Raw genomic sequence first — 26,335 nt, 5'->3', positions numbered from 1 at the left:
CCGCTAAAAATACGAATTTTCCTGAAGTGTTTGCCTCTCTAGAATGCCGGGCCATCGGTGAGCCATCTTCGGCTCCGTCTATTCTCTGAGAGGCACAGTCTGCATGACGTACAAATCCTTGGGCCTAGCGGCCTTGCTATCGTTGTCGTCGCTGGCGCTCGTGGGCTGCGAACAAGCCGAAAAAAGCGCCCAGCACTTGGCGGAGCAGTTGAAGGAACAAGCGGTTGAAACGGCCAAGCAGGCCATCGACGATACTCACAAGGCTGCCGAACAAGCCATCAGCGAGCTCTCCGGTGGGTTGATCAGCCCCAAGGAAGAACCCGAGGACGACGCTGAAGCAGCCAAACCTTCCACCCAAACCCTTTAACCCGTCTTATCGAGTCAGGACTGAACCATGGATTATCTGTTACAGCTCGCCGCCAGCCCAACCGCCTGGATTGCCTTGGCAACCCTAGTCGTCATGGAAATCGTGCTCGGCATCGATAACCTGATCTTCATTTCGATTCTGACCAACAAGCTGCCCGAACAACATCGGGCCAAGGCTCGGCGGATCGGTATCGGCATGGCGTTGATCCTGCGCCTGGGCTTGTTGAGCACCATCGCCTTCATCGTGCAGTTGACCGAACCTGTCATCGAGATCCTCGGCCAGGCATTTTCCTGGAAGGATATGATCCTGATCGCGGGCGGCCTGTTCCTGCTGTGGAAGGCCACCACTGAGATCCACCACAGCATGGATCCGGCGCCGAATGATCCGAAATCCGCTACGTCCGGCGTGACCCTTGGGTTTGCCGCCGCGATCGGTCAGATCCTGATGCTCGACCTGGTGTTCTCCATCGACAGCATCATCACGGCGGTGGGTATGACCGAACATTTGCCGATCATGATCATTGCCGTGGTGGTTTCGGTCCTGGTGATGCTGCTGGCCGCCGAGCCATTGGCGAAATTCATCAACGACAACCCTACCGTGGTGATGCTTGCCCTGGGCTTCTTGATCATGATCGGCATGACGCTGATTGCCGAAGGCTTCGGTGCCCATGTGCCCAAGGGCTACATCTACGCGGCCATGGCCTTCTCGGCAGCGATCGAGGTGTTGAACATGCTGTCTCGTCGGGCCAGGGAAAAGGCAGTCGCCGAAAAAGCCTAGCCAGATAGATAAAAGCCGCCCGGGTCGAAGGTCCCGGGCGGCTTTTTCATGGATGACGTAAAGGTCAGTGCGCGGTGGCGTGGCGGCCGGCGGTTTTCGGGTTCTGTTGCGCTTGTGGCTGCGGCGCGGGGTGGTGGCGCCGGGCGATCCGCAGCACGCCCCACAACATGGCCGCCGCTACGCTCAGCCAGCCGAATATCAGCATCAGAACAGTCATCATCAGGCTCATCTGCGCCTCCTTCTGCCCGGAAGCGGGCAATACACTCTCTACATGGACAGTCTAGTCGCTCAAGTGTTACGAGCAGTCGATCCGTGGTGCGCGCCGACGGATCGGTTCGTTCTATCGCGGTTGTGAAACTGTTGCTTATGGCTATACCCGGGCCGATGCGCGCCTTATGATCGTCGGCCCACGCCCGGCTCGAATGCCGGGTCTGCCTGAACAAGAGAGTCATCATGTCGCCAGTAATTTCATCTTTTCGATCACTGGTATTGGCGGTGTCCTGCCTCGCCGCCCTGGCGGGGTGCGCCGGCAGCGTGTCGCCGCAGATCAAGCGCCTGCCCGAGCGGGTGGAGCTCAACAGCGTGCCGTTCTTTCGCGGTGAAATGCACCAGGGTGCGCCGCAATCGATGGCGGCTCTGTTGACCTTGCAAGGAACGGTAATCACGCCCGGGCTGCTGGAGAAACCTTTGCACCTGCCCGGTGGCGAGGCTCGTTTGCAGCAGAACCTGCAAACCCTGGCGCGTGAATACGGGCTGGTGGTGTACCCCCTCGATGGTGAACTTGCCGCATTGCTCGAACAGGTGGCGGCGGGCTATCCGGTATTGCTGCGCTACACCAAGGGTTCGGCGTTCTGGTCCGAGCCGCGCTACGCGATCCTCGCGGGTTATAACCGGCAGAAACACACGGTGTTGCTGCGCTCTGGAATGAATCGGCGCTCGTTGATGAGTTTCGATGCATTCGAGTCGGCTTTTAAAGGTGCTGGGGGCTGGGCAGTACTGATCCAGAAGCCTACGCAACTTCCTGCCAATGTTGATTCGCAACGCTGGTTACAAGCCGCCGAGCAATTGGCCGGGGCAGGGCAGGAGCAAGCAGCGGCGCGGGCGACCAAGGCTTTGGACGCTGCACGCTGATGCGATCCCCGTTCGTCACCTCTCGGGCACAACCTGGCATGCCTCGGGTTCTTATCGTCAGGGCCTGGAAACTCCGGGCCATGATTCAAGGAGGCAGCTATGGCACAGTCGAAAACACCTTCGGGGCCCCATTCGTCCGAGCATTCGTCTAGTAATGATGATTTGGGTTTCGATCCGGACTCGCCGGATCTCGACGATCCACAGGTCGATCCGATAGGCCCGGCGAAGGCGCCCCGGGATGACGAGAAGGACTCGCAGGATGCACCCTCTTCCAGGCCTTACGATCCTTTGGGAGATCTCAAGCCCTGAATAAAATAGCCCCGACACGTCGGGGCTATTTTCATTCAGGGCTATTTGCTCGGGGCTATTTCTCTGAGGCTATAGGATTGTTGCGCCACGCTACTTGGATGCTTCAACCACACCGCTTTGGCGGCTCTTGAGATTCTTCGCGGCTTTGTATTGAAGGGCCACGGCCGGGACGCTGGCGCTCTTGCCTGTCTCGACCCAACTGCGGATGCGGCTTGCATCGGCAAAATGGGTGTATTTGCCGAAGGCGTCGAGAATGACCAATGCCATCGGACGATTACCCATTTTCGTGACCAGTACCAGGCAATGACCGGCCTGGTTGGTGAAGCCGGTCTTGGTCAGTTGAATGTCCCAGTTGGCCTTGTGGACCAGGTGATCAGTGTTGCGAAAGCCGAGGCTGTAGACCGGCTTGCGGAACGTTACGGTCTTTTCCTTGGTGGTGCTCAATTCGCTCAGCAACGGGTATTTGCGCGCAGCGATCAACAGTTTCGTCAGGTCACGGGCGGTCGATACGTTTTGGGTAGACAGGCCGGTGGGCTCGACATAGTGGGTGCTGGTCATGCCCAGCGCCTTGGCCTTGGCGTTCATCGCCGCAATGAACGCCGCGTAACCGCCGGGATAGTGATGGGCGAGACTGGCGGCGGCGCGGTTTTCCGAGGACATCAGTGCGATCAGCAGCACGTCCCGGCGTGACAGTTCACTGTTGAGCTTGACTCGGGAGAACACGCCCTTCATTTCTGGCGTGTTGGCGATGGTCATCGAGATGTATTCGTCCAGGTTCTGCTTGGCGTCCAGGACAATCAGGCCAGTCATCAATTTGGTCACCGAAGCAATCGGCACCACGACGTCCGGATTGCTCGAGTAGACGACTTTATCTGTCTGTAGATCGAGGAGGATTGCGCTGCCTGAGGCGACTTGCAATTTTGAGGTGTCTCGGGGAGCTGCAATGGTTTCCTGCGCGCTGACGTTTTGCGTGATGAGAATGCCTGTGAAAACGAGAAGCAGGCTAATGACCGAAAGACGAATTTTCACGCGAGTAGACTCGATAGAGTTGAAGATGCCGTTGAACAGCGGCTTGTTAAAAAGCACCGCATTTTATGAGTATGGGCGAGGACAGCGCTATATGCCTGTGCCACCGGGACTCGTGAATAAATAAAGTTTAATGAAGGGCGATTCTGGCGAATCGAATCTGAAAAAATTTGGCGAGATAGAGAATCAGCTGCTTGGCGGAGCAGGATCCGTCGATCGGGATACCGCGGAGCGAAGAGGCTCGCTCCACGGAATTGGGCTGATCGTCCCGTCTGTCAGCTATGCAGCGTCTCGGCTGCATAGAGTGTGTTCTCCAACAGGCAGGCGCGGGTCATCGGTCCCACTCCACCGGGTACCGGAGTGATCCAGCCGGCGCGGGGCAGGGCGGTCTCATAGACCACGTCGCCCACCAGCTTGCCATCGTCCTGGCGATTGATGCCCACGTCGATGACGATGGCGCCTTCCTTGATCCATTCGCCCCGGACCAGGCCAGGCTTACCGGCGGCGACGACCACCAGGTCGGCGCGGCCGACGTGCCCCGCCAGGTCTTTGGTGAAACGATGGGTCACGGTGACGGTGCAACCGGCCAGCAGCAACTCCATGGCCATCGGGCGGCCGACGATGTTGGAGGCGCCCACCACCACGGCATCGAGTCCGTAAAGGTCCACGCCGGTGCTTTCCAGCAAGGTCATGATGCCCTTGGGCGTGCAGGGGCGCAGCAATGGAATGCGTTGGGCGAGGCGACCGACGTTATAAGGATGGAAACCGTCGACGTCTTTGTCCGGGCGGATACGCTCCAGCAGTTTCGAGGCATCGAGGTGCTCGGGCAGGGGCAACTGGAGCAGCACGCCGTCGATGTTCGGATCGTCATTGAGGCGGTCGATCAACTCGGCCAGCGCTTGCTGGGTGGTTTCGCAAGGCAGGTCGTAGGCCTGGGAAAGGAAGCCGACCTCCTCACAGTCTTTACGCTTGTGCGAGACATAAACCTGAGAGGCGGGATCGCTGCCGACCAGGATCACCGCAAGGCCGGGCGTGCGCAGGCCCTGTTGGCGGCGCTCGGTGACTCGTTGGGCGATCTGCTGGCGCAGGCTGGCGGCGATCGATTTGCCGTCGATAAGTTGTGCAGTCATTGCGCGTGGTTAACCATCGAGAGGGGAAAAAAAGAGAACGCATTCTCGCATGCCGAGGCGTGAGGGCAAAGGCGCTTGGTCTGCAAATTCCCCTAACTCCTTTAATTAAATGAATTTTTTTTAAAAAAGAGTTGACGACCTATCGGGTCGTCTATAACATTCGTCGCACTTGTCGGGCACAGCCTAGCACTGGTTAAGAAGGTCGAGCGGAGTTGGTTGTTTCAATTCGGCGAAACTGAAAGCACTTAGTTTGTAATCGTCCAAGAATACAGATTAAAAAGGCGCCCGTAGCTCAGCTGGATAGAGCATCCGCCTTCTAAGCGGATGGTCGCAGGTTCGAGTCCTGCCGGGTGCGCCAATTAGGCAGCTTTGGCACAAGTAACGCTACAAGGCAATATGGTGGGCGTAGCTCAGTTGGTAGAGCACGGGATTGTGACTCCCGTTGTCGTGGGTTCGATCCCCATCGTCCACCCCATATTCTAGGAAGGCGCCAGATTTAATAGTCTGGCGCCTTTGCTTTAAAAGCTTGATACGCGGATGTGGTGGAATTGGTAGACACACTGGATTTAGGTTCCAGCGCCGCAAGGTGTGAGAGTTCGAGTCTCTCCGTCCGCACCATACAAGTCGCTATTTAATTAGCAGAGAACGGCGCAGAACCTGAAAAGGGCTGCGCCGTTTTTGTTTTCAAGGATCGTGTATACGCCTCGGCCTGGTTCTGGCGCGAGTGCGAAGCATGCGATTCGTCGCAAAATGTGTTTCGTGATGATGCTCGACTTCCCGTCGGGCTTCCGGCGCGAGTCGTATGCCGGGGTAGAAAGGAGGCGGTGCTTCTATATATAGAAGTGCCGCCCAGAGCCCTGGCAATGACCGACTGTATTTGCAAACCGGGCGGGGCATGACGCATTGTCCCGCTTCTAAATTCGGCGCCTGTTTCCTGCGCGTTTTCAGTAGGGTGACTTCTTGAGTTTGACCTACTAGAATGCATGCCCTTGATTCTGGGGTCGGAAACGCCCGGCCAACGTCTGTGCAACGAGGAATATCCATGCAAGTTTCTGTTGAAAATACTTCTGCTCTTGAGCGCCGCATGAGCATCACCGTGCCGGCTGAGCGCATCGAGACTCAGGTCAACAAGCGTCTGCAGCAGACTGCCCAAAAGGCCAAAATCCCAGGTTTCCGCCCAGGCAAAGTGCCAATGAGCGTAATCCGCCAGCGCTACGAAGCTGATGCACGCCAGGAAGCCGTGGGCGACGTGATCCAGTCTTCGTTCTATGAAGCGGTCGTCGAGCAGAAGCTGAACCCGGCTGGCGCTCCTTCCGTCGAGCCTAAAGTGCTGGAAAAAGGCAAGGACCTCGAGTTCGTTGCCACGTTCGAAGTGTTCCCTGAGTTCACTGTCGCCGGTTTTGAGTCCATTGCTGTCGAGCGCCTGAGCGCTGACGTTTCGGACGCTGACCTGGACAAGATGCTCGACATCCTGCGCAAGCAGAACACCCGTTTCGAGGCGACCGATCGTGCCGCCCAGAACGAAGACCAGTTGAACATCGATTTCGTCGGCAAGGTCGACGGTGAAGTGTTCGCCGGCGGTTCCGCCAAGGCTACCCAGCTGGTGCTGGGCTCCGGTCGCATGATCCCTGGTTTCGAAGATGGCCTGGTTGGCGCCAAGGCCGGTGAAGAGCGGGTGCTGAACCTGACCTTCCCCGAGGACTACCAGAACCTGGACCTGGCCGGCAAAGCCGCCGAGTTCACCGTGACCGTCAACAGTGTTTCCGAGCCGAAGCTGCCTGAGCTGAACGAAGAGTTCTTCGCCCAGTTCGGTATCAAGGAAACCGGTCTGGAAGGTTTCCGTGCCGAAGTTCGCAAGAACATGGAGCGTGAACTGCGTCAGGCCATCAAGTCGAAGATCAAGAACCAGGTCATGGATGGTCTGCTGGCCTCCAACCCGATCGAAGTGCCAAAGGCTCTGCTGGACAACGAAGTGAACCGTCTGCGCGTACAGGCCGTTCAGCAGTTCGGTGGCAACATCAAGCCTGACCAGCTGCCGGCCGAGCTGTTCGAAGAGCAAGCCAAGCGCCGCGTCGTGCTGGGCCTGATCGTCGCCGAAGTGGTCAAGCAGTTCGAACTCAAGCCTGACGAAACGCGCGTTCGCGAGCTGATCCAGGAAATGGCTTCGGCCTATCAAGAGCCTGAGCAGGTGGTGTCCTGGTACTACAAGAACGAGCAGCAGCTGAACGAAGTCCGTTCGGTTGTGCTGGAAGAACAAGTTGTGGATACTGTTCTGCAGAAAGCTAGCGTGACCGACAAAGCGGTCTCTTACGAAGAAGCGGTCAAGCCGGTGGAAGCTCCACAAGCCGATTGATGGTTCTGCAGTAAGAAACACACACCATAAGCCAGCCTTCGCGCTGGCTTATGCGTATTCAAGACATAACTATTTGGGAGTGACTGCGAGACATGTCCCGCAATTCTTTTTATCAGCAGAGCTCTGACATCCAAGCCGCTGGCGGCCTGGTCCCGATGGTTATCGAGCAGTCCGCCCGTGGCGAACGTGCCTATGACATCTATTCGCGTCTGCTCAAGGAACGAGTGATCTTTTTGGTGGGGCCGGTAGAGGATTACATGGCCAACCTGATCTGCGCGCAGCTGTTGTTCCTTGAAGCCGAAAACCCGGACAAAGACATCCATCTCTATATCAACTCTCCAGGCGGTTCGGTGACGGCGGGCATGTCGATCTACGACACCATGCAGTTCATCAAGCCTAACGTTTCGACGACCTGTATCGGTCAGGCGTGCAGCATGGGCGCGTTTTTGCTGACCGCCGGCGCTCATGGCAAGCGTTATTGCCTGCCGAACTCCCGCGTGATGATTCACCAGCCGTTGGGCGGTTTCCAGGGCCAGGCATCGGATATCGAAATCCATGCCAAGGAAATCCTCTTCATCCGCGAGCGCCTCAACACCTTGATGGCCAAGCACAGCGGGCGCACGCTTGAGGAAATCGAGCGCGATACCAATCGCGACAATTTCATGAGCGCTGAAGCCGCACGCGAATATGGTCTGATCGATGAAGTGATCAGCCAGCGCCCCGCTTAAAATAAGCAGCTCAAAATGAGGTTGATCGGCAAGTCCGATCACCTGCGGGCTTGAAAAAGCCCGCAATTGCCTTCATCTTGTGTTGCAAGCCTATCGGATTTGGATCGATCGAATGACTGACACCCGCAACGGCGAGGACAACGGCAAACTGCTTTATTGCTCCTTCTGTGGCAAAAGCCAGCATGAAGTACGCAAATTGATTGCCGGCCCCTCGGTCTTCATTTGCGACGAGTGCGTCGACCTGTGCAATGACATCATCCGCGAGGAGGTGCAGGAAGCCCAGGCCGAAAGCAGCGCGCATAAGTTGCCTTCGCCTAAAGAAATCAGCGGCATCCTCGACCAGTATGTAATCGGTCAGGAACGCGCGAAAAAGGTACTGGCCGTAGCGGTGTACAACCACTACAAGCGCCTGAACCAGCGTGACAAAAAGAACGACGACGTCGAACTCGGCAAGAGCAACATCCTGCTGATCGGCCCGACAGGTTCGGGTAAGACCCTGCTTGCCGAAACCCTGGCGCGCTTGCTGAACGTTCCGTTCACCATTGCCGACGCAACCACCCTCACCGAGGCGGGTTACGTGGGTGAGGACGTCGAGAACATCATTCAGAAGCTGTTGCAGAAATGCGACTACGATGTGGAAAAGGCGCAGATGGGCATTGTCTACATCGATGAAATCGACAAGATTTCCCGCAAGTCCGATAACCCGTCCATCACCCGGGATGTTTCCGGCGAGGGCGTGCAGCAGGCCTTGCTCAAGTTGATCGAAGGCACGGTCGCTTCCGTTCCACCCCAAGGTGGTCGCAAGCATCCGCAGCAGGAATTCCTGCAGGTCGATACCCGTAACATCCTGTTCATCTGCGGTGGAGCGTTCTCTGGCCTCGAAAAAGTCATCCAGAACCGTTCTACGCGCGGCGGCATTGGTTTCAACGCCGAAGTGCGCAGCAAGGAAGAGGGCAAGAAGGTGGGTGAATCCCTGCGTGAAGTCGAGCCTGACGATTTGGTCAAGTTCGGTCTGATCCCGGAGTTCGTCGGTCGTCTGCCGGTCCTGGCGACTCTGGATGAGTTGGATGAAGCAGCATTGATGCAGATTCTGACCGAGCCGAAAAACGCCCTGACCAAACAATATGCCAAGCTGTTCGAAATGGAAGGTGTAGACCTGGAGTTCCGTTCCGACGCGCTGAAATCCGTCGCCAAGCGAGCCCTGGAGCGTAAGACCGGTGCCCGTGGGTTGCGCTCGATTCTGGAAGGCGTACTGCTCGACACGATGTACGAAATCCCCTCGCAGTCCGAGGTGAGTAAAGTCGTGATCGACGAAAGCGTCATAGAAGGCAAGTCCAAGCCGCTGTATATCTACGAAAACAGTGAGCCGGCTGCCAAGGCTGCACCGGACGCCTGAGCGTCCAGGTGCCGAAATAAAGAAGGGGCCTTCGGGCCCCTTTGCTATTAGCGCGTTTTAGACGTGTCTTAGCGCTTGTTTTTTTTAAAGGCTGCCCCCATCTTGGTTTCAAGCTTACTTCCATCTGTTTACGGCCTTATGGCCGCCGTAGAGGCGAAATCATGAAGACAACCATCGAATTGCCTCTCCTGCCATTGCGCGATGTCGTGGTGTATCCGCACATGGTTATCCCGCTGTTCGTGGGGCGCGAGAAGTCCATCGAAGCCCTTGAGGCCGCGATGACGGGTGATAAGCAGATTCTTCTGATTGCTCAGAAAAACCCTGCTGACGACGATCCCGGCGAAGAGGCACTTTATCGCGTAGGTACGATTGCAACGGTCCTGCAACTGCTCAAGCTGCCTGACGGCACTGTCAAGGTGCTGGTCGAGGGCGAGCAGCGTGGTTCGGTCGAGCGTTTCAGCGAAGTGGACGGTCATTGCCGTGCCGAAGTCTCGTTGATCGATGAAGTCGATGCGCCGGAGCGTGAATCCGAGGTGTTTGTCCGCAGCCTGCTGTCGCAGTTCGAACAGTACGTGCAGTTGGGCAAGAAGGTGCCTGCCGAGGTGCTGTCGTCGCTTAACAGCATCGATGAACCCGGACGCCTGGTCGATACGATGGCTGCCCACATGGCCCTCAAGATCGAGCAGAAACAGGAAATCCTCGAAATCATCGATCTGTCGGCGCGCGTCGAGCACGTACTGGCGTTACTCGACGGTGAGATCGACCTGCTACAGGTCGAGAAGCGCATTCGCGGTCGCGTCAAGAAGCAGATGGAGCGCAGCCAGCGCGAGTACTACCTGAACGAGCAGATGAAGGCCATTCAGAAAGAGCTCGGCGATGGCGATGAAGGTCACAACGAGATCGAAGAGCTGAAAAAGCGCATCGATGCCGCTGGCCTGCCCAAGGACGCCCTGGCCAAGGCCCAGGCCGAACTGAACAAACTCAAGCAAATGTCGCCGATGTCAGCCGAGGCCACCGTGGTGCGCTCCTACATCGACTGGCTGGTCCAGGTGCCGTGGAAAGCCCAGAGCAAGGTGCGCCTTGATCTGGCGCGTGCCGAAGACATCCTGGATGCCGACCATTACGGTCTGGAAGAGGTCAAGGAACGCATCCTTGAATACCTCGCCGTGCAGAAACGCGTGAAGAAAATCCGTGGTCCGGTTCTGTGCCTGGTCGGTCCTCCGGGGGTTGGTAAAACTTCCCTGGCGGAATCGATTGCCCACGCAACCAACCGTAAATTCGTTCGCATGGCCCTCGGTGGCGTGCGCGACGAAGCCGAAATTCGTGGTCATCGCCGTACCTACATCGGGTCTATGCCGGGAAGATTGATTCAAAAGATGACAAAGGTTGGCGTGCGCAACCCGTTGTTCCTTTTGGATGAAATCGACAAGATGGGCAGCGATATGCGCGGCGATCCCGCATCTGCGTTGCTGGAAGTTCTCGATCCCGAGCAGAATCACAATTTCAACGACCACTATCTGGAAGTCGACTACGACTTGTCGGATGTGATGTTCCTCTGCACCTCCAACTCCATGAATATTCCGCCAGCGCTGCTGGACCGGATGGAGGTGATTCGTCTTCCTGGCTATACCGAAGACGAGAAGATCAACATTGCCGTCAAATACCTTTCGCCCAAGCAGATCCAGGCCAACGGCTTGAAGAAAGGCGAGCTGGAGTTCGACGAGGAAGCGATTCGCGACATCATTCGTTACTACACCCGCGAAGCCGGTGTGCGTGGCCTGGAGCGACAAATCGCCAAGGTCTGCCGCAAGGCGGTGAAGGAACATGCGCTGGAAAAACGCTTCGCGGTCAAGGTGACGGCGGACTTGCTCGAGCACTTCCTTGGCGTGCGTAAATTCCGCTACGGCCTGGCCGAGCAGCAGGATCAGATCGGTCAGGTAACAGGCCTGGCGTGGACGCAAGTCGGTGGTGAATTGCTCACCATCGAAGCCGCTGTGGTACCGGGCAAAGGGCAGTTGATCAAGACCGGTTCCCTCGGTGATGTGATGGTGGAGTCGATCACCGCGGCGTTGACGGTTGTCCGCAGCCGAGCGCGTAGCCTGGGCATCCCCTTGGATTTCCACGAGAAACGCGATACCCACATCCATATGCCGGAGGGGGCGACACCCAAGGACGGACCGAGTGCTGGCGTGGGTATGTGCACCGCCCTGGTTTCTGCGTTGACCGGTATTCCGGTGCGCGCGGATGTTGCCATGACGGGCGAAATCACCCTGCGCGGACAGGTGTTGGCGATCGGCGGTCTGAAGGAAAAACTGCTGGCGGCTCACCGTGGCGGGATCAAGATCGTGATCATTCCGGAAGAGAATGTCCGTGATCTGAAGGAAATTCCTGACAACATCAAGCAGGATCTTCAGATCAAACCGGTTAAATGGATTGACGAGGTCCTGCAAATTGCGCTGCAATACGCGCCGGAGCCCTTGCCGGATGTGGCTCCGGAGATTGTCGCGAAGGAAGAAAAGCGAGAGTCTGACTCTAAGGAAAGAATTAGCACGCATTAATACGCATTTGCCTGGGGGGCTTCCTTGACAGTTTTTTAGAGCCCTTGTTATAAAGCGGCTCTTAAGTGTCTGCAGGCCATTCAGCACTCGTTTTTGCTTTCACCAAAAAAACTTAGAATCATCTCAAAATAGATATAAGGGGACTTAGAGTGAACAAGTCGGAACTGATTGATGCTATCGCTGCATCCGCTGATATCCCGAAAGCTGCTGCTGGCCGTGCGCTGGACGCTGTAATCGAATCCGTCACTGGCGCTCTCAAGGCTGGCGACTCTGTTGTTCTGGTTGGTTTCGGTACGTTCTCCGTTACCGATCGTCCAGCTCGTGTTGGTCGCAACCCGCAGACCGGCAAGACGCTGCAGATCGCTGCTGCCAAAAAGCCAGGCTTCAAAGCTGGTAAAGCACTGAAAGAAGCCGTTAACTAAGGTTTCACTGAGTTTATCCGGGTCGGGGTCATGCCTGGCTTGGCAGCGGAGCGGTAATGCGTCCGGTAACAACCGGGCTGTCACGCCAGGGCTCGCGGGTTCGAGCCCGGTCCGCTCCGCCAGTTACGAGAAGGCGCATCCTCGGATGCGCCTTTCTTCTATCCGGATTCTACCCACGCTCCACGGTTGCCTAAATTTGAAGTTCAACCGTTTCTGGGGGACGCATGCTGCAGAATATCAGGGACAATTCACAAGGCTGGATTGCCAAGACCATCATCGGGATCATCGTCGCATTAATGGCGTTGACCGGTTTCGAAGCCATTTTCCAGGCGACCACCAGCAGCAATGACGCGGCTAAGGTCAATGGCGAAGAAATCAGCCAGAACGAGCTGATCCAAGCGGTAGATATGCAACGCCGTCAGCTCATGCAACAGTTGGGCAAGGATTTCGACGCTTCCTTGCTGGACGAGAAAATGCTGCGCGACTCGGCCCTCAAGGGCCTGATCGATCGCAAGCTGCTGTTGCAAGGCGCACATGACGCTAAATTCGCTTTCTCCGAAGCCGCGCTGGACCAAGTGATCCTGCAGACGCCTGAGTTCCAGGTCGACGGCAAATTCAGCCCTGAGCGTTTCGACCAGGTCATCCGTCAGTTGGGTTACGGCCGTTTGCAGTTCCGTCAGATGCTGACGCAGGAAATGCTGATCGGCCAACTGCGCGCCGGTCTGGCTGGCAGTGGCTTTGTCACTGACGCCCAGGTGTTGGCATTTGCCCGGCTGGAGAAGCAGACTCGCGACTTTGCAACTCTATCCATCAAGGCGGACCCATCGGCTGTGAAGGTGACCGATGATGAGGTCAAGGCCTACTATGACCAGCATGCCAAGGAGTTCATGACGCCTGATCAGGTGGTCATCGATTACGTAGAGCTGAAAAAAGCCTCTTTCTTCGACCAAGTCACCGTCAAGGACGAGGAGCTGCAAGCGGCGTATCAGAAAGAAATCGCCAACCTGTCCGAACAGCGTCGGGCTGCGCACATCCTGATCGAAGTGAACGACAAGGTCACCGAGGCCCAGGCCAAGGCGAAGATCGATGAAATCCAGGCTCGGCTGGCCAAGGGCGAGTCGTTTGAAGCCTTGGCGAAGGAATTTTCCCAGGATCCGGGCTCGGCCAACAACGGCGGTGACCTGGGCTTTGCCGGTCCGGGCGTTTACGATCCGGAGTTCGAAAAGGCGCTGTATGCCTTGAACAAGGATCAGGTATCGGCACCGGTACGCACCGATTTCGGCCTGCATCTGATCAAGCTGCTGGGAGTCGAAGCACCTGAGGTCCCGAGCTTTGCGAGCCTGAAGGACAAGCTGACTCGCGACCTGAAGACCCAGCAAGTGGAGCAGCGCTTTGTCGAGGCGACCAAACAGCTGGAAGATGCCTCGTTCGAGGCTTCCGACCTGGCGCAGCCGGCCCAGGACTTGAAGCTGACCGTTCACACGTCGGCGCCGTTCGGTCGTGAAGGCGGTGAAGGAATTGCGGCTAACCGTGCCGTGGTCACCGCTGCGTTCAGCCCGGAAGTGCTGGAGGAGGGTGCCAACAGTACCGCCATCGAGCTGGATCCGGAAACCGTCGTGGTGCTGCGTGCCAAGGAGCACCGCAAGCCTGAGCAGCTGCCGCTGGACAAAGTCGCCGGGCCTATTCGCGCCCAGTTGACCAAGGAACATGCCAGCTCGGCTTCCAAGACCCAGGCCGATGAGCTGATTGCCAGCCTGCGCGATGGCAAGACAGCGCTGGACAAACCGATCAACGGCCAGAGCTGGAAGATCTTCGAAGCGGCAACCCGTAGCCAGGACGGTATCGACCCGGCCGTGCTGCAGGCGCTGTTCCGCATGCCCAAGCCCGAGGCTAAGGACAAGCCGACGTTCGCCAGCGTGACCCTGCCTGACGGCAGCCTGACGGTCCTGCGCTTGAACGGTGTGAACGAAGCTGCGGCACCGACCGAGGAAGAAAAGGCCGAATATCGCCGCTACCTCGCTTCACGCGTCGGCCAGCAAGACTTCGCGGCCTATCGCAAGCAGTTGGAAAACCAGGCGGACATCAAGCGTTTCTAACGGTTCTTGATGCGTTGCCCACCAGACCCCGGCCGAAAGGTCGGGGTCTTTTTGTATCCGTGTATTGCCACGACAGGGATGTTCATCGATTCATCGAGATTGAGTCTTTTTCCCGCAGCCAACCCCCCGTAGACTTGTCATCCCTTTGGGCGAGATACCCACGCTGCCCGGCAGCGTTCTGTTGCACAATACGCCCCGGATTGTTTTCCTCAGGATGTTCAATGTTCAGATCATTTCACATGCGCACCGTTGGGCTGGCCTTGCTGCTGGCGGTTGCCGCCGGTTGTTCCTCCAAGAAAGCCGCCATCTACGAGCATGAAAACTTCGATGATTCGGGCACGTTTTCGCGTACTTATTCAGTGACTGATGTGGCGACCTGTGAAGCAGGGCGTCGTGCGCTGCTCAGCCAGGGCTACATCATCACCAGCAGCGACCCTAAACTGGTCAGCGGCCACAAGAGCTTCCAGCAAACCGGCGATACCCATATGGAGATCAGCTTCAACCTGGTCTGCGCCGAAGACGGCGGTCCAGGGCATCGGGCGACCCTGTTCGCCAACGCCTTGCAGGACCGCTACGCACTGAAGAAAACCAACAACTCCGCCAGCTTGGGCGTGGGTGTCCTGGGATCGGTGTCGATGCCGATTGGCTCCTCGGACGATTCGATGGTCAAGGTCGCCAGCGAAACGGTGTCGGCGGACAAGTTCTATGAGCGTTTCTTTACGCTGGTGGAGGCGTTCCTGCCTCCGGAAGCGAAGGAAACGAAGAAGTCCACCGAGAACCTCGAAAAACCCAAGACCGAGCTGGGCGTTCCGGAATCGAAGGCCGAACCGGCCGCGGCGATGCCCGCTCCTGAGCCGGCTGCGCTACAGGCCCCTCAACCAGCGCTTGCGCCAGTACCTTTGGCTCCGGTCCAAGAAGTTGCGCCGGCGCCTATGGAACCGGCTCCTGCCGTGTCGGAGCCGGTCGCGCCGCCAGTCGAGCCTGCGCCGATCGCCCCTGGCGAGCCGGACTCCTACGCGCCTTCATCGACGGAAACCGTCACTCCGCCACCGGCCAGTTCCTTGCCGCCTCCCTCCGAGCCAATCCAGCCACTTCCGGCGTCCTGAGTTGTGGTGGCAGGGTTGTAATCCCTTGCCACACTTCATTCATTAATTTCCCAACGCTGTGCTACGTTTAATTCATGAAGCCACGGCTTCATGTTTTGTTCATAAAGCAGCTTTATGCTGATTCGAGGCCATTAAGCCCTCGGTTTCAACATTTATGGGAAGGATTCGTAATGGACGATTATCAGGAAGAGCTGCTGGAATATCAGGCGTATGAGCTGGACCCATTGGAGCCCGCCGAAGATGCCACCGAGCTGTAGGCGCGCAAGTTAACTGCAGACCGTACGGCACGCCGGGCAGCTCACGCTCTCTTGCGACTGCGGCGAAACTCTCCCGGCGTCTGGTTGTTCCAGCGCTTGAAGGCGCGTTGAAACGCTTCGGCCGAGGCGAATCCGAGCAAATAGGCGATTTCGCCGAATGCCAGTTCCGTGTCGCGAATGTACGTCATGGCGAGGTCTCGGCGGGTGTCGTTGAGGATCGCCCTGAATCGCGTACCTTCTTCAGCCAGTTTGCGACGCAACGTCCAGGTCGGCAGCTTCAGGCGTGTCGCCACTTCTTCAAGCCCCGGTTCCCGTCCGCCGCTGAGTAGCGGCCCCAGCAACTGGATGATGCGTTCGCGCAGGGTGCGGGTGCGGGTCAGTTGCTCCAGCTCCCGTTCGCATAATTGGATCAGGTGCCGCCAGGTGCTTGGGCAATGTTGTGGATTGCGCTGGGCGAGGCTTTCCAGGCCAAGGCGCAGTTGATTCTGTTCGGCGCCGAACTGGATGTGGCAATCGCCCAAGACCCGATAGGCTTGCGCATAGGCAGGTTCCTGGAACTCGATATCGATGCGTTCGGCGCGCAGCGCGACATTGCTCACGCTGGATAATTGCTGGAGCCAGCCAGCGATGATGGAATCGACGACGAAGCGGTTGTAGGCGTTATACGGGCTGATGGAATAGAACCGCAGCCACGCGCCTCGGGTGTCCTCATGGAAACTCGACTGCCCACGATAGTTGGAGCCGTACAGCGCCTCGAAACGGATCATGCAGCGAGCGGCTTCGCGTACATTCGGCGCCTGGGCCGCGGTGACGCCAGCGAGCCCGGCTTGGCTCAAGCGGCTGAGCTGACCCATGCGCAATCCCAGGGCGGGATCTTCGGTCAATTGGATCGCAGCGTGGCCCAGGCGCATGTAGCGCGGAATCGACAGGCGAGCCCCGGGCTCGGCCAGGCGTGCCGCATCGAGGCCGTATTGTTCGAGCAATGGCTGGGGATCCTGTCCGTGGCTGGCCACTGCATCAGCAAGGCTGTGGACGAAGCCTACGGACAGGTCTCCCAGGCGCATCGGTTGCGGCTTCATGTTCACAGCCAGAGGTTCAGCAGGCGGGCGCCACGGGATTGGCCATCGGAGAATTGCTCGCCGTTGTGGTTGATGAAGCTCTGTCCGGCGCTGCCGTTGTCCCAGAATTGCCCGCGCAAGAACACGCTGACGCCGCCCCGCGCCTGGCTGATAGGCAACTGGCTGGTCAATGTCAGGCGAAGCCAGGCTTGGCCTTCAGTCAATTCGCCGGGCTTGAGGCTCACTTCGTCCGGAGTGGACAGGCCTTTATAGCCGCTCCATGGCTTGTCCCACGTGTCGCGACCCATGACAAAAGCGGGCACGGCGATCAATTGCGCGCCCTGTTCGTTGAGCTGCCGATAATGAAGCGGGTACCAACTGTCACTGCCGATCAGTATGCCCAGGCGACCCGCGGGGGTCTCGATCACTCGGCTCGCGTCCGAGTGCTCGGCCTCAAGCACCTCCTGCTGGTCAAACACCGGATGTCGTTGGCGCTGCGGTTGGCCGATCGGTCGGCCATCGCGACCGAACACCAGGCTGCTGTTGTACAGCGCGCCGCGACCAATCTTCAGTTCGCCTTCGCTGACGCTGGGTTCGGGCAGCACGATGGAGCCGGCCACCAGGGTCACGCCGAACTCCTTGGCCAGCCCGCCGAACAGCGTCTGGTAATCATGAGCCATGGTGGCTGCTTTCATGCGCAGGTAGGCGTCATCCAGGCGGCTATCACCTTTGGCGCCGGCCAATGCCCGGATGAAAGCCAGCGGATTGCTGACGGCCAGCCAATGCATGGCTTGCTTGAACGTGGTGGCTTGGTACACCTCGTCTTTCTCACCGCTGACCATTAGCCAGGTACCGATGTGCTCTGGCAGGACCACGATGGTCTTGTCGTTGAGAAACCCTTGGTCACGAGCCGTCTGCAGATAGGCCGCCAACTTGCGATGCAGGCGTTCCGGGCTTTGGTAGTCGGTGGGAAACAGTTCAGGCTGGATGCCCAGCAGATTGCCTCGATCCGCCGGCGTGCCCTGGTCGATCGCCAGGTTTATCCGAAGGTCAGACAGGTAATGACCCGCCGGACGATCGGTCGTCCACAGTGCGTAGGTGACCAGGGCGGCAATCAAGGCCAGTGAAAACAGCAGGTACAGAAATTTGCGCATGGGGGAACAGTCAGCGGCCGTGTACAGGTTCGTGATTTTTCGTCAGGAGCTACGGGGCAGGGTACGGTAAAACAAGGGATTAGCGAAGGGCGGGCACTGATTTGTAAGCGACGCAAATAGACGCAAGGGTGTCCGGGAAACCTCGGACGCCCTCTGCGCTGGCAGGGCACGCTAGTGATTTTTGGCCTTCCTGATCCGGATCAGAATCAACAGCAGAATCAACAGCACCGGTGGCGTCATGCCCAGCAGCGCTTCACGGGGCGAGAGGCTGGCGCCCAAGGTGTTCAATCCGCTATAGATCAACTTGAACAGGTTGATCAGGTAGTAGGTGATGGCAATGATCGACAGGCCTTCCACCGCGCGCTGGATCTTGATCTGGGCATCGGCGCGGGCGTTGAGGCTGCGCAGGATCTCGGCGTTCTGGTCTTCCATCTCGACTTGCACGCGGGCTTGCAGCAGGTCGCCCAGGTTGGCGACGCTCATGGCCAGTTGTTCGAGGCGCTGTTCGGTGGCTGCGCAATAACGCACGGTGGGTTTGAAGCGTCGTTCGATGAACACACCCAGCCGCTGGCAATCCCCCAGGTGACTTTCGCGCAACTCCCCCAGGCGCTCGAACACCAGTTGTGCGTAGGCTCGGGTCGCGCTGAATCGGTGGCGATTCCTGACCGTGCTGCCGACGACTTGGCGCGACAGCAGGGCGATGTCCTCCAGCAGAGCCTTGGCATGCACGCCACTGGCATTGGCGTTGCGCTCGGAAAGGCTTACCAGGGTGCGATCGAATTCGTTCAGTTGCGGGTCCAACGCCTTGGCGATATCGAGCGACAAGGACGCCATCATGCGATAGGTCTCGATTTCCAGCAGGCGGCGGATCATGCGCCCCTGGCGATAGGCGTTGAGCCGTCGATTGATGAACAGCAGGCGATTGGTGCCGTCCTCGGTCAGGCGAAAATCGCTCCAGACCACCGCATCGCCGCCGCCCACACACGAGCCGCAAGGGTCCTTGAAGCCGTAGCTGGGCAGGTCGAGACCGGCTTCTGCGCGCACCACTACCTGAACGGCATTGATGAGCTGCTGGGCGTGATCTTCGATACCCCGGGCAAGGCTTTCGGGCAGCGTGGTCCATTGCAGCTCGTTGCTGCTGGCGGGAACGACCAGGGTCAGGGTGAAAAATTCGGCGTGGCGCTCCCACTTGAGCGGGTGTCCGTCCAGGCGCGTGATGCCTTGCGCGCCTTGCGCGGCGACGGTATCAGGGCAAAGTCGCTCGAGCAAAGAGTTGCACTGGCTGTTGTCGCCCAGAAACGCCAGGTGGAAGACGTGGGCCGGCTCGTCAAAATACAACGACGGGCGGGCGTGCAATTCGTTGTGCAGCATTTTTCGTTGGGGATGCATGCGAGGGCGACCATGTTATTAGGGTTGTTTTAGGGTTGAGCACCTGAGCCAGCATTGATAGGACTGGCCCGCTCCGTCGGGAGTCACCCACGGTAGATCGGTCTCTTGCGCATCTGGATCATTAACTTGTCACTTACGGTCATTGAGCGTCCGCACGACGGCTCTTACGCTGTGGGCCATGACAGACGGAGGCCGCAGAGCTTCCGCATTTTTCCGTGATCGCCCGTAGTGGAGTTACCGATGACCGCCGCTCCTTATCCGAATTTGCTGGCCCCGCTGGACCTGGGCTTTACCACGCTGCGCAACCGTACACTGATGGGGTCGATGCACACTGGCCTCGAAGAGAAGCCCGGTGGTTTCGAGCGCATGGCGGCCTATTTTGCCGAGCGGGCCCGGGGTGGGGTGGGCCTGATGGTCACCGGTGGGATTGGGCCTAACGATGAGGGTGGCGTCTATTCCGGCGCGGCGAAGCTGACCACTGAGGAAGAGGCCCTCAAGCATCAGATTGTCACCCGGGCCGTGCACGAGGCGGGTGGCAAGATCTGCATGCAGATTCTCCATGCGGGTCGCTATGCCTACAGCCCCAAGCAGGTGGCTCCGAGCGCGATCCAGGCACCGATCAATCCGTTCAAGCCCAAGGAACTGGACGAAGAGGGCATCGAAAAGCAAATTGGCGATTTCGTCACCTGCTCGGTCCTGGCCCAGAAGGCCGAATACGACGGTGTCGAGATCATGGGCTCGGAAGGCTATTTCATTAATCAATTCCTGGCCGCTCACACCAACCATCGAACCGACCGTTGGGGCGGCAGCTACGAGAACCGCATGCGCCTGCCGGTGGAGATTGTCCGCCGGGTGCGCGAGGCGGTGGGCCCGAACTTCATCATTATCTTCCGCCTGTCGATGCTCGATCTGGTGGAAGGGGGCAGCACCTGGGACGAAATTGTCCAGTTGGCCAAGGCGATCGAAGCGGCCGGTGCGACGATCATCAACACCGGTATCGGTTGGCATGAAGCGCGTATCCCGACCATCGCCACCAAGGTGCCGCGGGCGGCGTTCAGTAAGGTCACGGCCAAGCTGCGTGGCTCAGTGGGCATTCCATTGATCACCACCAACCGTATCAATACGCCCGAAATCGCCGAGCGGATCCTGGCCGAAGGCGACGCCGACATGGTGTCCATGGCGCGACCCTTCCTCGCCGATCCGGAGTTCGTCAACAAGGCCGCTGCCGGTCGCAGCGATGAAATCAACACCTGCATCGGTTGCAACCAGGCCTGCCTGGACCATACGTTCGGCGGCAAGCTCACCAGCTGCCTGGTGAATCCGCGGGCGTGCCATGAAACCGAACTCAACTACCTGCCGGTGACCCAGGTGAAGAAAATCGCCGTGGTCGGCGCTGGTCCCGCCGGGTTGTCGGCGGCCACCGTGGCGGCCGAGCGTGGGCACCAAGTGACGCTGTTCGACTCGGCCAGCGAAATCGGTGGTCAGTTCAACGTCGCCAAGCGCGTGCCGGGCAAGGAAGAGTTCTTTGAAACCCTGCGCTACTTCAAGCGCAAGTTGCAGACCACCCATGTTGAGCTGTGCCTCGATACCCGCGTCGATGTAGCGCAACTGTTGGCCGGCGGTTTCGACGAGATCATCCTGGCCACCGGTATCGCGCCGCGTACACCGGCTATTGCGGGTGTGGAGCATGCCAAGGTGTTGAGCTACCTGGACGTGATCCTGGAGCGCAAGCCGGTTGGCCGCAGCGTCGCAGTGATCGGGGCCGGCGGGATCGGTTTTGACGTGTCGGAGTTTCTCGTTCACCAGGGCGTCGCCACCAGCCAGGACCGTGAAGCTTTCTGGAAGGAGTGGGGGATCGATACCCAGCTCGAAGCTCGTGGCGGTGTCGCTGGGATCAAGCCCGAACCCCATGCACCGGCGCGCCAGGTATTCCTGCTGCAGCGCAAGACCTCCAAGGTCGGCGACGGCTTGGGCAAGACCACCGGCTGGATTCACCGCACGGGCTTGAAAAACAAGCAAGTGCAAATGCTTAACAGCGTCGAGTACCTGAAGATTGACGACGAGGGCTTGCATATCCGCATCGGCGAAACGGGTGAGCCGCAAGTGCTGGCGGTGGACAACATCGTGATCTGCGCCGGCCAGGATCCGCTGCGCGAATTGCAGGAAGGCCTGGAAGCAGCTGGGCAGACTGTCCATCTCATCGGCGGTGCCGACGTGGCGGCGGAGCTGGACGCCAAGCGTGCGATCAACCAGGGTTCGCGGTTGGCGGCGCAGCTGTAGCGCTCGGGCGGTTCCTGCGGTAGCGAACAGCTTCGCTCCCGCAGGTGTTTGAATCGAGCTGCTAAGATGCTGGCCTGTTCCCCCTCGGCCTGCTGCGATGTTTCTCCCCGCCCTTGATTGGCAACCTGAACCGCGCCTCAAACCCCTTCACCTGGACTGGCTCGACCGTGCCAATATCGAGGTGGCGGTGTTGCGCCTGGACCAGATCGATTCGCTGGTCAGCGGCAACAAGTGGTTCAAGCTGCTTCATCATTTGCGCGATGCCCAAGAGGCCAGTGCCGAAGGCGTCATGAGCCTGGGCGGTGCTTATTCCAATCACTTGCATGCACTGGCCGCGGCGGGTGAGCGCTTCGGTTTTGCGACCGTTGGACTGCTGCGCGGCCATCCCCAGGACACGCCAACGGTGCTCGACCTGAAAGCGTTCGGCATGACGCTGCATTGGTTGGGATACGAAGGATACCGAAGACGGCATGATCCGGATTTCTGGGCGCCCTGGCAGGCGCAATATCCGAGGTTATGGCCAATACCCGAAGGGGGCTCTGGATTGCCTGGCGCCGAAGGCTGCATGACGTGGGTGACCAGCGTCAGCGCTCAGTTGCAAGGGTTGGGTTGGGACGATTACCACGGTTGGTGGTTGCCCTGCGGCACCGGAACGTCGCTGGCGGGGCTGGTGCTGGCTGAAGCCGGCAAGCGTCCCGTCTATGGTGTCCTGGCGGTGCCCGAAGATCATGGGGTGAAGCCGCAGGTTGAAAAAATCGTCGAGGCAGCGGGACTTGCCAATCCGCTGTATGAACTGCTCGATGGCAGCCGGGGCGGTTTCGCCCGGGTGGATGCAGACCTTATCGCCTTCATCGAAACCACCCGTGTTATCGAGTTGGAGCCGTTGTACACCGGCAAGGCGTTGATGTTGCTCAAGGCTCGGGTCGAGGCCGGGATGTTTGCATCCGGCACCCGCTTGATCTTCGTTCATACCGGCGGCTTGCAAGGCCGCCGGGGACTTGCGTGACCGGTCGTCAAGGCGAGGCGTCCGGCGGGTTCATGAGCCAGTCGAACAGCAGGCCCACATCTTTGCCGCCTGGCTCCGACGGGGGCGCCGGGGATGTGCCGTCGCTGCTCAGTCCCGAACTGGACATTGCCGGGCACAGTACTGGCCGGTCGGGATCGCCCTCGAGAAAACTGACCAATACTTCACTGCCGGCGATCAACCGGGCACGCTCCTCTGGCGCCTGCCACGACACGGGCAATGCGATTGCTTCTTCGGCCGGACTCCAGAGACACACGTCGACCTGGCCATGCTCATCGGACCCGGCCGGCTGGCCGGCCGGGCCGAGCACGTAGGCGACGTGATAACCGGGTATGCGCGGCCTCGGGTGCTTCAGGGGTGGTCGGAACACAGCGGACCAGGGTATCGCGGAAAACCGGTTGCGGTAGTTCCGTTCGGGCGGTGTGGCCGGCAGGTTCGTTTCAAGAATGGAAAACTGTCGTCCGCGATGCTGGACCTCGACAATCAACCATTGGTCATTGAAGGCCGATATCGGATGGTTGCAAATCTGTGCGATATGACCGCTGCGCAGCGCCGGTTCGATGGAATGGCCGTGTATCTCACCGTGTCGATAGCGCAACCGCTCAAGGCTACGGCCACCGGTCTGAAAACGATGAAGCTGCGCCGGATCTTCACGTATTCCCTCGCCGCCCGCGCCTGATGCGAGGGCAGTGTGCGGGACGGATTCGGCAGGTGCTCGGTCCCGGGATCCGGCGGAAGGGCCTGCGGTTATCGAGCGATGCCGTTGGTATAGCTGCCTGAGAGTCGAGCGCCGGTCCGCATCCGGGCGCATGACCAGCTCAACCGCCTGCGCCGGGAAGCTTATGGCGTCCTCGGCAAATACCGCGACATGTCCTCGGGCGTTGTGTTCGAAGTGATAATGGATGCCTTCTTCCTCGCACAACCGCTGTAATAGCGTCAGGTCGCTTTCCTCATATTGAATACAGAATGGACGACTCGGGTAACGCCCGTGCGGCAGCTCAAAACGATAGCTGTGGGAAGGCACCGCATTTTCCTCTAGCAGACGCTGCAGAATCTGTACGACGCTGAGCCGATGGAAAACCCGTCGCCGCGGGCCCTGGTCCAGTTGCTGGAGGTAGGGAACCAGCGTCAAGCGGTAGTCGACCTGGTGTGCAGTGTCAGCGGCCAGGCTGACGCTGTGCACAATCCCGTGGACCCCTGAGGCTTCACCCAGGCGCAGGAAGGCCACTTGTCCGAGCAACGCTTCAGGACTGATCGGCGGCACCAGGCCAATCAGGTCGAGGTCGAAGCGGTACGGCCGATTCAAAGCCTCCCGGCCGTTGAGCCTGAGGACTTGCAGGCGCATATCGCTTTCGATGATTGTCAGGCTGAAGGGGTATTCCGTATCGTTGCGCATTGCAGCCCATACTTGCTGAGAGAGAGGTGCAAAGGGTACGAAACCCCAGCGTGCAACGCTGTCCCCGAATCGCTGTTTCAGAAACGCCCTACAGCACAACGGGAAAATGTCGATTCAAGACTGGCTGCGAGGGGAGCGATTTTTTGGTCGATCAGCCGGTATAGGCCGTATAAACTTGCGCCACAGCGCCGGCCGGCAGATGTCTCGGCGCGTCAGACAAGAGAGTGAGTAATGGGCGCACAGTGGAAGGTTAAACACAAAGAAGCGGCTGCCAACGCCAAGGGCAAGATCTTCGGCAAATTGGTGAAGGAGATCACCATTGCCGCGCGCAACGGCGCTGATGTCGCGACCAATGCGCACCTGCGATTGGTGGTCGAACAGGCGAAAAAAGCCTCGATGCCCCGCGAGACCCTGGAGCGTGCGATCAAGAAAGGCTCTGGCCAGCTCGGCGAAACCGTGCAGTACCATCGCGTTACCTACGAGGGGTTCGCGCCCCATCAGGTGCCGCTGATCGTCGAGTGCGTGACCGACAACATCAACCGTACCGTCGCGGAGATTCGCGTTGCGTTCCGTAAGGGACAGCTCGGCGCGTCGGGTTCGGTCGCCTGGGACTTCAATCACGTCGGCATGATCGAGGCCGCCCCGGACAGCCCCGACGCCGATCCGGAAATGGCCGCCATCGAGGCCGGTGCCCAGGATTTCGAGCCGGGCGAAGATGGCGCAACGTTGTTCATCACTGAACCTGCCGACCTCGATGCTGTGCAAAAGGCATTGCCGGAGCAGGGCTTCACGGTATTGTCGGCCAAACTGGGCTATCAGCCGAAGAACCCGGTCAGCGGCCTGACCGACGAGCAGATGGCCGAAGTCGAAGCCTTCCTTGAAGGCCTCGATAACCATGACGATGTGCAGGATATGTTTGTCGGCTTGGCCGGCTAAGCACTACCCGCGATTTCCTCTGGTGGGGGAGTTAGCTCCCTCGCCACGTCCGCGCAGTAAACCTTCAATCTCATCGAACCCCGGCCGTGCCAGTACTTCCGGCTGACAACAGCGCGCCTGCAGATCCTGCAACGTCGCCAGCTCTTCAGCGCCGAGCGCCGGTTCGATCCGCGCCAGCAACTCCCCCAGCAAAATCCCGAAGGCCCGCACCTCGATGCGCTGCAGTGCGCGGGTCTGTACGTTGTCGGTGGTGGCATGGAAAGACGCCGCGCCGAGGTCTCCGAGCAGGCAGTCGCCCTGATCATTGCAAAGGATATTGTGCCCGTACAGATCACCGTGGGTAATGCCCTGGCGATGCAGGTGAGCCGCCGCCGAAGCAATGCCCCGGGCGATGCGCAAAGCCACATCCGCGTGCAGGCGCAGCTCATCGTCATACACGTCGCGGGTACAGGACGCCAGGCTCGGTAGTCCGGCCAGGTTGTAGTAATCGGGGCCGATCAGCGTCATCACCAGCCCGGCCTGTTGCTCGGGATGGCCGTCGATCTGGCCCAGCACCCCGATCAGGTTCGGATGTTGACCGGCTGTGATGCAGGCATGCATTTCATGCAACGGGGAGCCGTCGCTGGTCATCTGACCCTTGTACAACTTGACGGCGACGTTTCGCGCGACCTGGCCGGGCGGTTGCCACAACGCTTGATGAATCACCCCTGAAGCCCCTTCGCCCAATGAAGCTTGCAAGCTCAGTTGCGCCCAATCGACAGGCGTGGCGCCGTGAAGTGCGGCGGCCTCGGCTTGGGCTTCCAATGGATTGCCGGCATAGGCCAGCCAACTGAGGCTGGGCATCTGCAGCAGCCACGACGGCAGTTCGCCCAGTTGATTGGCGGCGATGCGCAGCAGTTCGAGGCGATGACACTGGGCCAGGCTCTCGGGCAATTGGCGAAGGCGATTGCCCGCCAGCATCAACTTTTGCAAGTGTGGACGCTGGCCCAGCTCATCCGGCAGTCGGCTGATGCGGTTGTCGGTCAAGATCAGCCAGCGCAGCAGGGGCGGCAAGGCGGCGCCGCGCACGCGTTCGATGCGGTTGGCCTTGAAGCCGATCATCGTCAATGCGCTACAGCGCCCGAGGCATTCGGGCAATTCGGTGAAGCGGTTGTCCGAACAGAACAGGATGCGCAGGCGCGTGAGTCGATGCAGGTCGTCTGGCAGCGTATCGAGTTGGTTGCCGCTCAGGTCGAGGATTTCGAGCGAGTCCGCGAGGTTGAAGATTTCTCGGGGGAACTGCGTCATGTCGCACGACAGCTTCAGCCGGGTGATGCCCGACAGTTGGCCGCTGCGCAGTTGGGTGAGGGTGTGCATGGATGGGGTCGCATAAGGGCCGTGAGGGGAACGCAAGTATCGGACTCGGCACCGGACCCGTGGCGAGGGAGCTTGCTCCCTCGCCA

Annotated in this window: 22 protein-coding genes and 3 tRNA genes; 17 read left to right on the top strand and 8 right to left on the bottom strand. The window is 59.1% G+C overall.

Annotation, left to right across the window (positions count from 1 at the left end; translation table 11 throughout):
• Window positions 1-103 precede the first annotated feature (103 nt).
• Window positions 104-367 carry a hypothetical protein gene (locus tag HU806_RS02650; protein WP_186609768.1) on the top strand — a complete coding sequence of 88 codons (264 nt, stop codon included), beginning with the start codon at window positions 104-106 and terminating at the stop codon, window positions 365-367.
• A gap of 27 nt (window positions 368-394) precedes the next feature.
• On the top strand, window positions 395-1,144 hold the full coding sequence (locus HU806_RS02645) for a TerC family protein (protein WP_186609767.1): 750 nt from the start codon (window positions 395-397) through the stop codon (window positions 1,142-1,144).
• Between the two features lie 64 nt (window positions 1,145-1,208).
• Here HU806_RS02645 and HU806_RS02640 read toward each other — a convergent pair whose 3' ends face one another.
• On the bottom strand, window positions 1,209-1,373 hold the full coding sequence (locus tag HU806_RS02640; protein WP_186609766.1) for a hypothetical protein: 165 nt from the start codon (window positions 1,371-1,373) through the stop codon (window positions 1,209-1,211).
• Window positions 1,374-1,597: 224 nt separating this feature from the next.
• On the opposite strand from HU806_RS02640, the gene HU806_RS02635 reads away from it, so the two are divergent.
• Window positions 1,598-2,275: a peptidase C39 family protein gene (locus HU806_RS02635; RefSeq protein WP_186609765.1), complete on the top strand. Its 678-nt coding sequence runs from the start codon at window positions 1,598-1,600 to the stop codon at window positions 2,273-2,275.
• Between the two features lie 99 nt (window positions 2,276-2,374).
• On the top strand, window positions 2,375-2,584 hold the full coding sequence (locus HU806_RS02630; protein ID WP_186609764.1) for a DUF6021 family protein: 210 nt from the start codon (window positions 2,375-2,377) through the stop codon (window positions 2,582-2,584).
• Between the two features lie 90 nt (window positions 2,585-2,674).
• On the opposite strand, the gene pbpG is transcribed toward HU806_RS02630, so the two are convergent.
• Together pbpG and folD are read right to left on the bottom strand one after the other, a co-directional pair.
• Window positions 2,675-3,613: a D-alanyl-D-alanine endopeptidase gene (pbpG, locus tag HU806_RS02625; RefSeq protein ID WP_186609763.1), complete on the bottom strand. Its 939-nt coding sequence runs from the start codon at window positions 3,611-3,613 to the stop codon at window positions 2,675-2,677.
• A gap of 272 nt (window positions 3,614-3,885) precedes the next feature.
• Window positions 3,886-4,740, bottom strand: a complete 855-nt coding sequence (gene folD, locus HU806_RS02620) for a bifunctional methylenetetrahydrofolate dehydrogenase/methenyltetrahydrofolate cyclohydrolase FolD (protein WP_186609762.1) — start codon at window positions 4,738-4,740, stop codon at window positions 3,886-3,888.
• Between the two features lie 281 nt (window positions 4,741-5,021).
• Between folD and HU806_RS02615 the strand changes: the two genes are divergently transcribed.
• The 10 genes from HU806_RS02615 to HU806_RS02570 all read left to right on the top strand — a co-directional run bounded on the left by HU806_RS02615 (window position 5,022) and on the right by HU806_RS02570 (window position 15,399).
• Window positions 5,022-5,098 (top strand) — tRNA-Arg (locus tag HU806_RS02615).
• A 41-nt stretch (window positions 5,099-5,139) separates the two neighbouring features.
• Window positions 5,140-5,215 (top strand) — tRNA-His (locus tag HU806_RS02610).
• Window positions 5,216-5,273: 58 nt separating this feature from the next.
• Window positions 5,274-5,358 (top strand) — tRNA-Leu (locus HU806_RS02605).
• 424 nt (window positions 5,359-5,782) lie between these two features.
• Window positions 5,783-7,093, top strand: coding sequence for a trigger factor (gene tig, locus HU806_RS02600; protein WP_186609761.1), 1,311 nt, complete (start codon window positions 5,783-5,785; stop codon window positions 7,091-7,093).
• Between the two features lie 92 nt (window positions 7,094-7,185).
• A complete protein-coding gene (gene clpP, locus HU806_RS02595) occupies window positions 7,186-7,821 on the top strand; it encodes an ATP-dependent Clp endopeptidase proteolytic subunit ClpP (RefSeq protein ID WP_186609760.1) in 636 nt (211 codons plus the stop codon).
• A gap of 112 nt (window positions 7,822-7,933) precedes the next feature.
• On the top strand, window positions 7,934-9,217 hold the full coding sequence (gene clpX / locus HU806_RS02590; RefSeq protein WP_003183176.1) for an ATP-dependent Clp protease ATP-binding subunit ClpX: 1,284 nt from the start codon (window positions 7,934-7,936) through the stop codon (window positions 9,215-9,217).
• Between the two features lie 161 nt (window positions 9,218-9,378).
• A complete protein-coding gene (lon, locus tag HU806_RS02585; RefSeq protein WP_186609759.1) occupies window positions 9,379-11,775 on the top strand; it encodes an endopeptidase La in 2,397 nt (798 codons plus the stop codon).
• A 149-nt stretch (window positions 11,776-11,924) separates the two neighbouring features.
• Window positions 11,925-12,197, top strand: coding sequence for an HU family DNA-binding protein (locus HU806_RS02580; protein ID WP_008077714.1), 273 nt, complete (start codon window positions 11,925-11,927; stop codon window positions 12,195-12,197).
• A gap of 224 nt (window positions 12,198-12,421) precedes the next feature.
• Window positions 12,422-14,293 carry a SurA N-terminal domain-containing protein gene (locus HU806_RS02575; RefSeq protein ID WP_186609758.1) on the top strand — a complete coding sequence of 624 codons (1,872 nt, stop codon included), beginning with the start codon at window positions 12,422-12,424 and terminating at the stop codon, window positions 14,291-14,293.
• A 221-nt stretch (window positions 14,294-14,514) separates the two neighbouring features.
• Window positions 14,515-15,399: a DUF2242 domain-containing protein gene (locus tag HU806_RS02570; protein WP_186609757.1), complete on the top strand. Its 885-nt coding sequence runs from the start codon at window positions 14,515-14,517 to the stop codon at window positions 15,397-15,399.
• A 298-nt stretch (window positions 15,400-15,697) separates the two neighbouring features.
• On the opposite strand, the gene HU806_RS02565 is transcribed toward HU806_RS02570, so the two are convergent.
• From HU806_RS02565 to HU806_RS02555, 3 genes are all read right to left on the bottom strand, one after another.
• Complete coding sequence (locus HU806_RS02565; protein WP_186609756.1) at window positions 15,698-16,735, bottom strand: AraC family transcriptional regulator; 1,038 nt, start codon at window positions 16,733-16,735, stop codon at window positions 15,698-15,700.
• A 2-nt stretch (window positions 16,736-16,737) separates the two neighbouring features.
• Window positions 16,738-17,868: a carbon-nitrogen hydrolase family protein gene (locus HU806_RS02560; RefSeq protein WP_186609755.1), complete on the bottom strand. Its 1,131-nt coding sequence runs from the start codon at window positions 17,866-17,868 to the stop codon at window positions 16,738-16,740.
• A gap of 171 nt (window positions 17,869-18,039) precedes the next feature.
• Complete coding sequence (locus tag HU806_RS02555) at window positions 18,040-19,257, bottom strand: DUF3422 domain-containing protein (protein WP_186609754.1); 1,218 nt, start codon at window positions 19,255-19,257, stop codon at window positions 18,040-18,042.
• Between the two features lie 240 nt (window positions 19,258-19,497).
• On the opposite strand from HU806_RS02555, the gene HU806_RS02550 reads away from it, so the two are divergent.
• On the top strand, window positions 19,498-21,537 hold the full coding sequence (locus tag HU806_RS02550; RefSeq protein WP_186609753.1) for an NADPH-dependent 2,4-dienoyl-CoA reductase: 2,040 nt from the start codon (window positions 19,498-19,500) through the stop codon (window positions 21,535-21,537).
• Window positions 21,538-21,634: 97 nt separating this feature from the next.
• The gene (locus HU806_RS02545; RefSeq protein WP_186609752.1) at window positions 21,635-22,543 is read left to right on the top strand and encodes a 1-aminocyclopropane-1-carboxylate deaminase/D-cysteine desulfhydrase; all 909 of its coding nucleotides are present in this window, start codon (window positions 21,635-21,637) and stop codon (window positions 22,541-22,543) included.
• Window positions 22,544-22,550: 7 nt separating this feature from the next.
• Here HU806_RS02545 and tssI read toward each other — a convergent pair whose 3' ends face one another.
• Window positions 22,551-23,957: a type VI secretion system Vgr family protein gene (gene tssI / locus HU806_RS02540; protein ID WP_186609751.1), complete on the bottom strand. Its 1,407-nt coding sequence runs from the start codon at window positions 23,955-23,957 to the stop codon at window positions 22,551-22,553.
• 231 nt (window positions 23,958-24,188) lie between these two features.
• Here tssI and HU806_RS02535 point away from each other — a divergent pair, with 231 nt between their 5' ends.
• The gene (locus HU806_RS02535; RefSeq protein ID WP_030140051.1) at window positions 24,189-24,893 is read left to right on the top strand and encodes a YebC/PmpR family DNA-binding transcriptional regulator; all 705 of its coding nucleotides are present in this window, start codon (window positions 24,189-24,191) and stop codon (window positions 24,891-24,893) included.
• A gap of 3 nt (window positions 24,894-24,896) precedes the next feature.
• On the opposite strand, the gene HU806_RS02530 is transcribed toward HU806_RS02535, so the two are convergent.
• Window positions 24,897-26,249: a leucine-rich repeat-containing protein kinase family protein gene (locus HU806_RS02530; RefSeq protein WP_186609750.1), complete on the bottom strand. Its 1,353-nt coding sequence runs from the start codon at window positions 26,247-26,249 to the stop codon at window positions 24,897-24,899.
• Between the last annotated feature and the right edge of the window lie 86 nt (window positions 26,250-26,335).

Source organism: Pseudomonas sp. SWRI154 (genome assembly GCF_014268645.1).
Lineage (GTDB): Bacteria > Pseudomonadota > Gammaproteobacteria > Pseudomonadales > Pseudomonadaceae > Aquipseudomonas > Aquipseudomonas marvdashtae.
The sequence above is the reverse complement of the archived record's forward strand: the minus strand, read 5'-3'. Positions and strand labels throughout refer to the sequence as shown.

Bases quoted from the DNA above. Each gene is read 5' to 3' on its own strand.
- HU806_RS02560 (WP_186609755.1), bottom strand. From the start codon at position 17,868: ATGCGCAAATTTCTGTACCTGCTGTTTTCACTGGCCTTGATTGCCGCC.
- HU806_RS02555 (WP_186609754.1), bottom strand. From the start codon at position 19,257: ATGCATCCCCAACGAAAAATGCTGCACAACGAATTGCACGCCCGCCCG.
- HU806_RS02550 (WP_186609753.1), top strand. From the start codon at position 19,498: ATGACCGCCGCTCCTTATCCGAATTTGCTGGCCCCGCTGGACCTGGGC.
- HU806_RS02575 (WP_186609758.1), top strand. From the start codon at position 12,422: ATGCTGCAGAATATCAGGGACAATTCACAAGGCTGGATTGCCAAGACC.
- folD (WP_186609762.1), bottom strand. From the start codon at position 4,740: ATGACTGCACAACTTATCGACGGCAAATCGATCGCCGCCAGCCTGCGC.
- HU806_RS02630 (WP_186609764.1), top strand. From the start codon at position 2,375: ATGGCACAGTCGAAAACACCTTCGGGGCCCCATTCGTCCGAGCATTCG.
- HU806_RS02650 (WP_186609768.1), top strand. From the start codon at position 104: ATGACGTACAAATCCTTGGGCCTAGCGGCCTTGCTATCGTTGTCGTCG.
- HU806_RS02530 (WP_186609750.1), bottom strand. From the start codon at position 26,249: ATGCACACCCTCACCCAACTGCGCAGCGGCCAACTGTCGGGCATCACC.
- lon (WP_186609759.1), top strand. From the start codon at position 9,379: ATGAAGACAACCATCGAATTGCCTCTCCTGCCATTGCGCGATGTCGTG.
- tssI (WP_186609751.1), bottom strand. From the start codon at position 23,957: ATGCGCAACGATACGGAATACCCCTTCAGCCTGACAATCATCGAAAGC.
- HU806_RS02645 (WP_186609767.1), top strand. From the start codon at position 395: ATGGATTATCTGTTACAGCTCGCCGCCAGCCCAACCGCCTGGATTGCC.
- HU806_RS02565 (WP_186609756.1), bottom strand. From the start codon at position 16,735: ATGAAGCCGCAACCGATGCGCCTGGGAGACCTGTCCGTAGGCTTCGTC.
- HU806_RS02640 (WP_186609766.1), bottom strand. From the start codon at position 1,373: ATGAGCCTGATGATGACTGTTCTGATGCTGATATTCGGCTGGCTGAGC.
- HU806_RS02570 (WP_186609757.1), top strand. From the start codon at position 14,515: ATGTTCAGATCATTTCACATGCGCACCGTTGGGCTGGCCTTGCTGCTG.
- HU806_RS02635 (WP_186609765.1), top strand. From the start codon at position 1,598: ATGTCGCCAGTAATTTCATCTTTTCGATCACTGGTATTGGCGGTGTCC.
- tig (WP_186609761.1), top strand. From the start codon at position 5,783: ATGCAAGTTTCTGTTGAAAATACTTCTGCTCTTGAGCGCCGCATGAGC.
- HU806_RS02545 (WP_186609752.1), top strand. From the start codon at position 21,635: ATGTTTCTCCCCGCCCTTGATTGGCAACCTGAACCGCGCCTCAAACCC.
- clpP (WP_186609760.1), top strand. From the start codon at position 7,186: ATGTCCCGCAATTCTTTTTATCAGCAGAGCTCTGACATCCAAGCCGCT.
- HU806_RS02535 (WP_030140051.1), top strand. From the start codon at position 24,189: ATGGGCGCACAGTGGAAGGTTAAACACAAAGAAGCGGCTGCCAACGCC.
- clpX (WP_003183176.1), top strand. From the start codon at position 7,934: ATGACTGACACCCGCAACGGCGAGGACAACGGCAAACTGCTTTATTGC.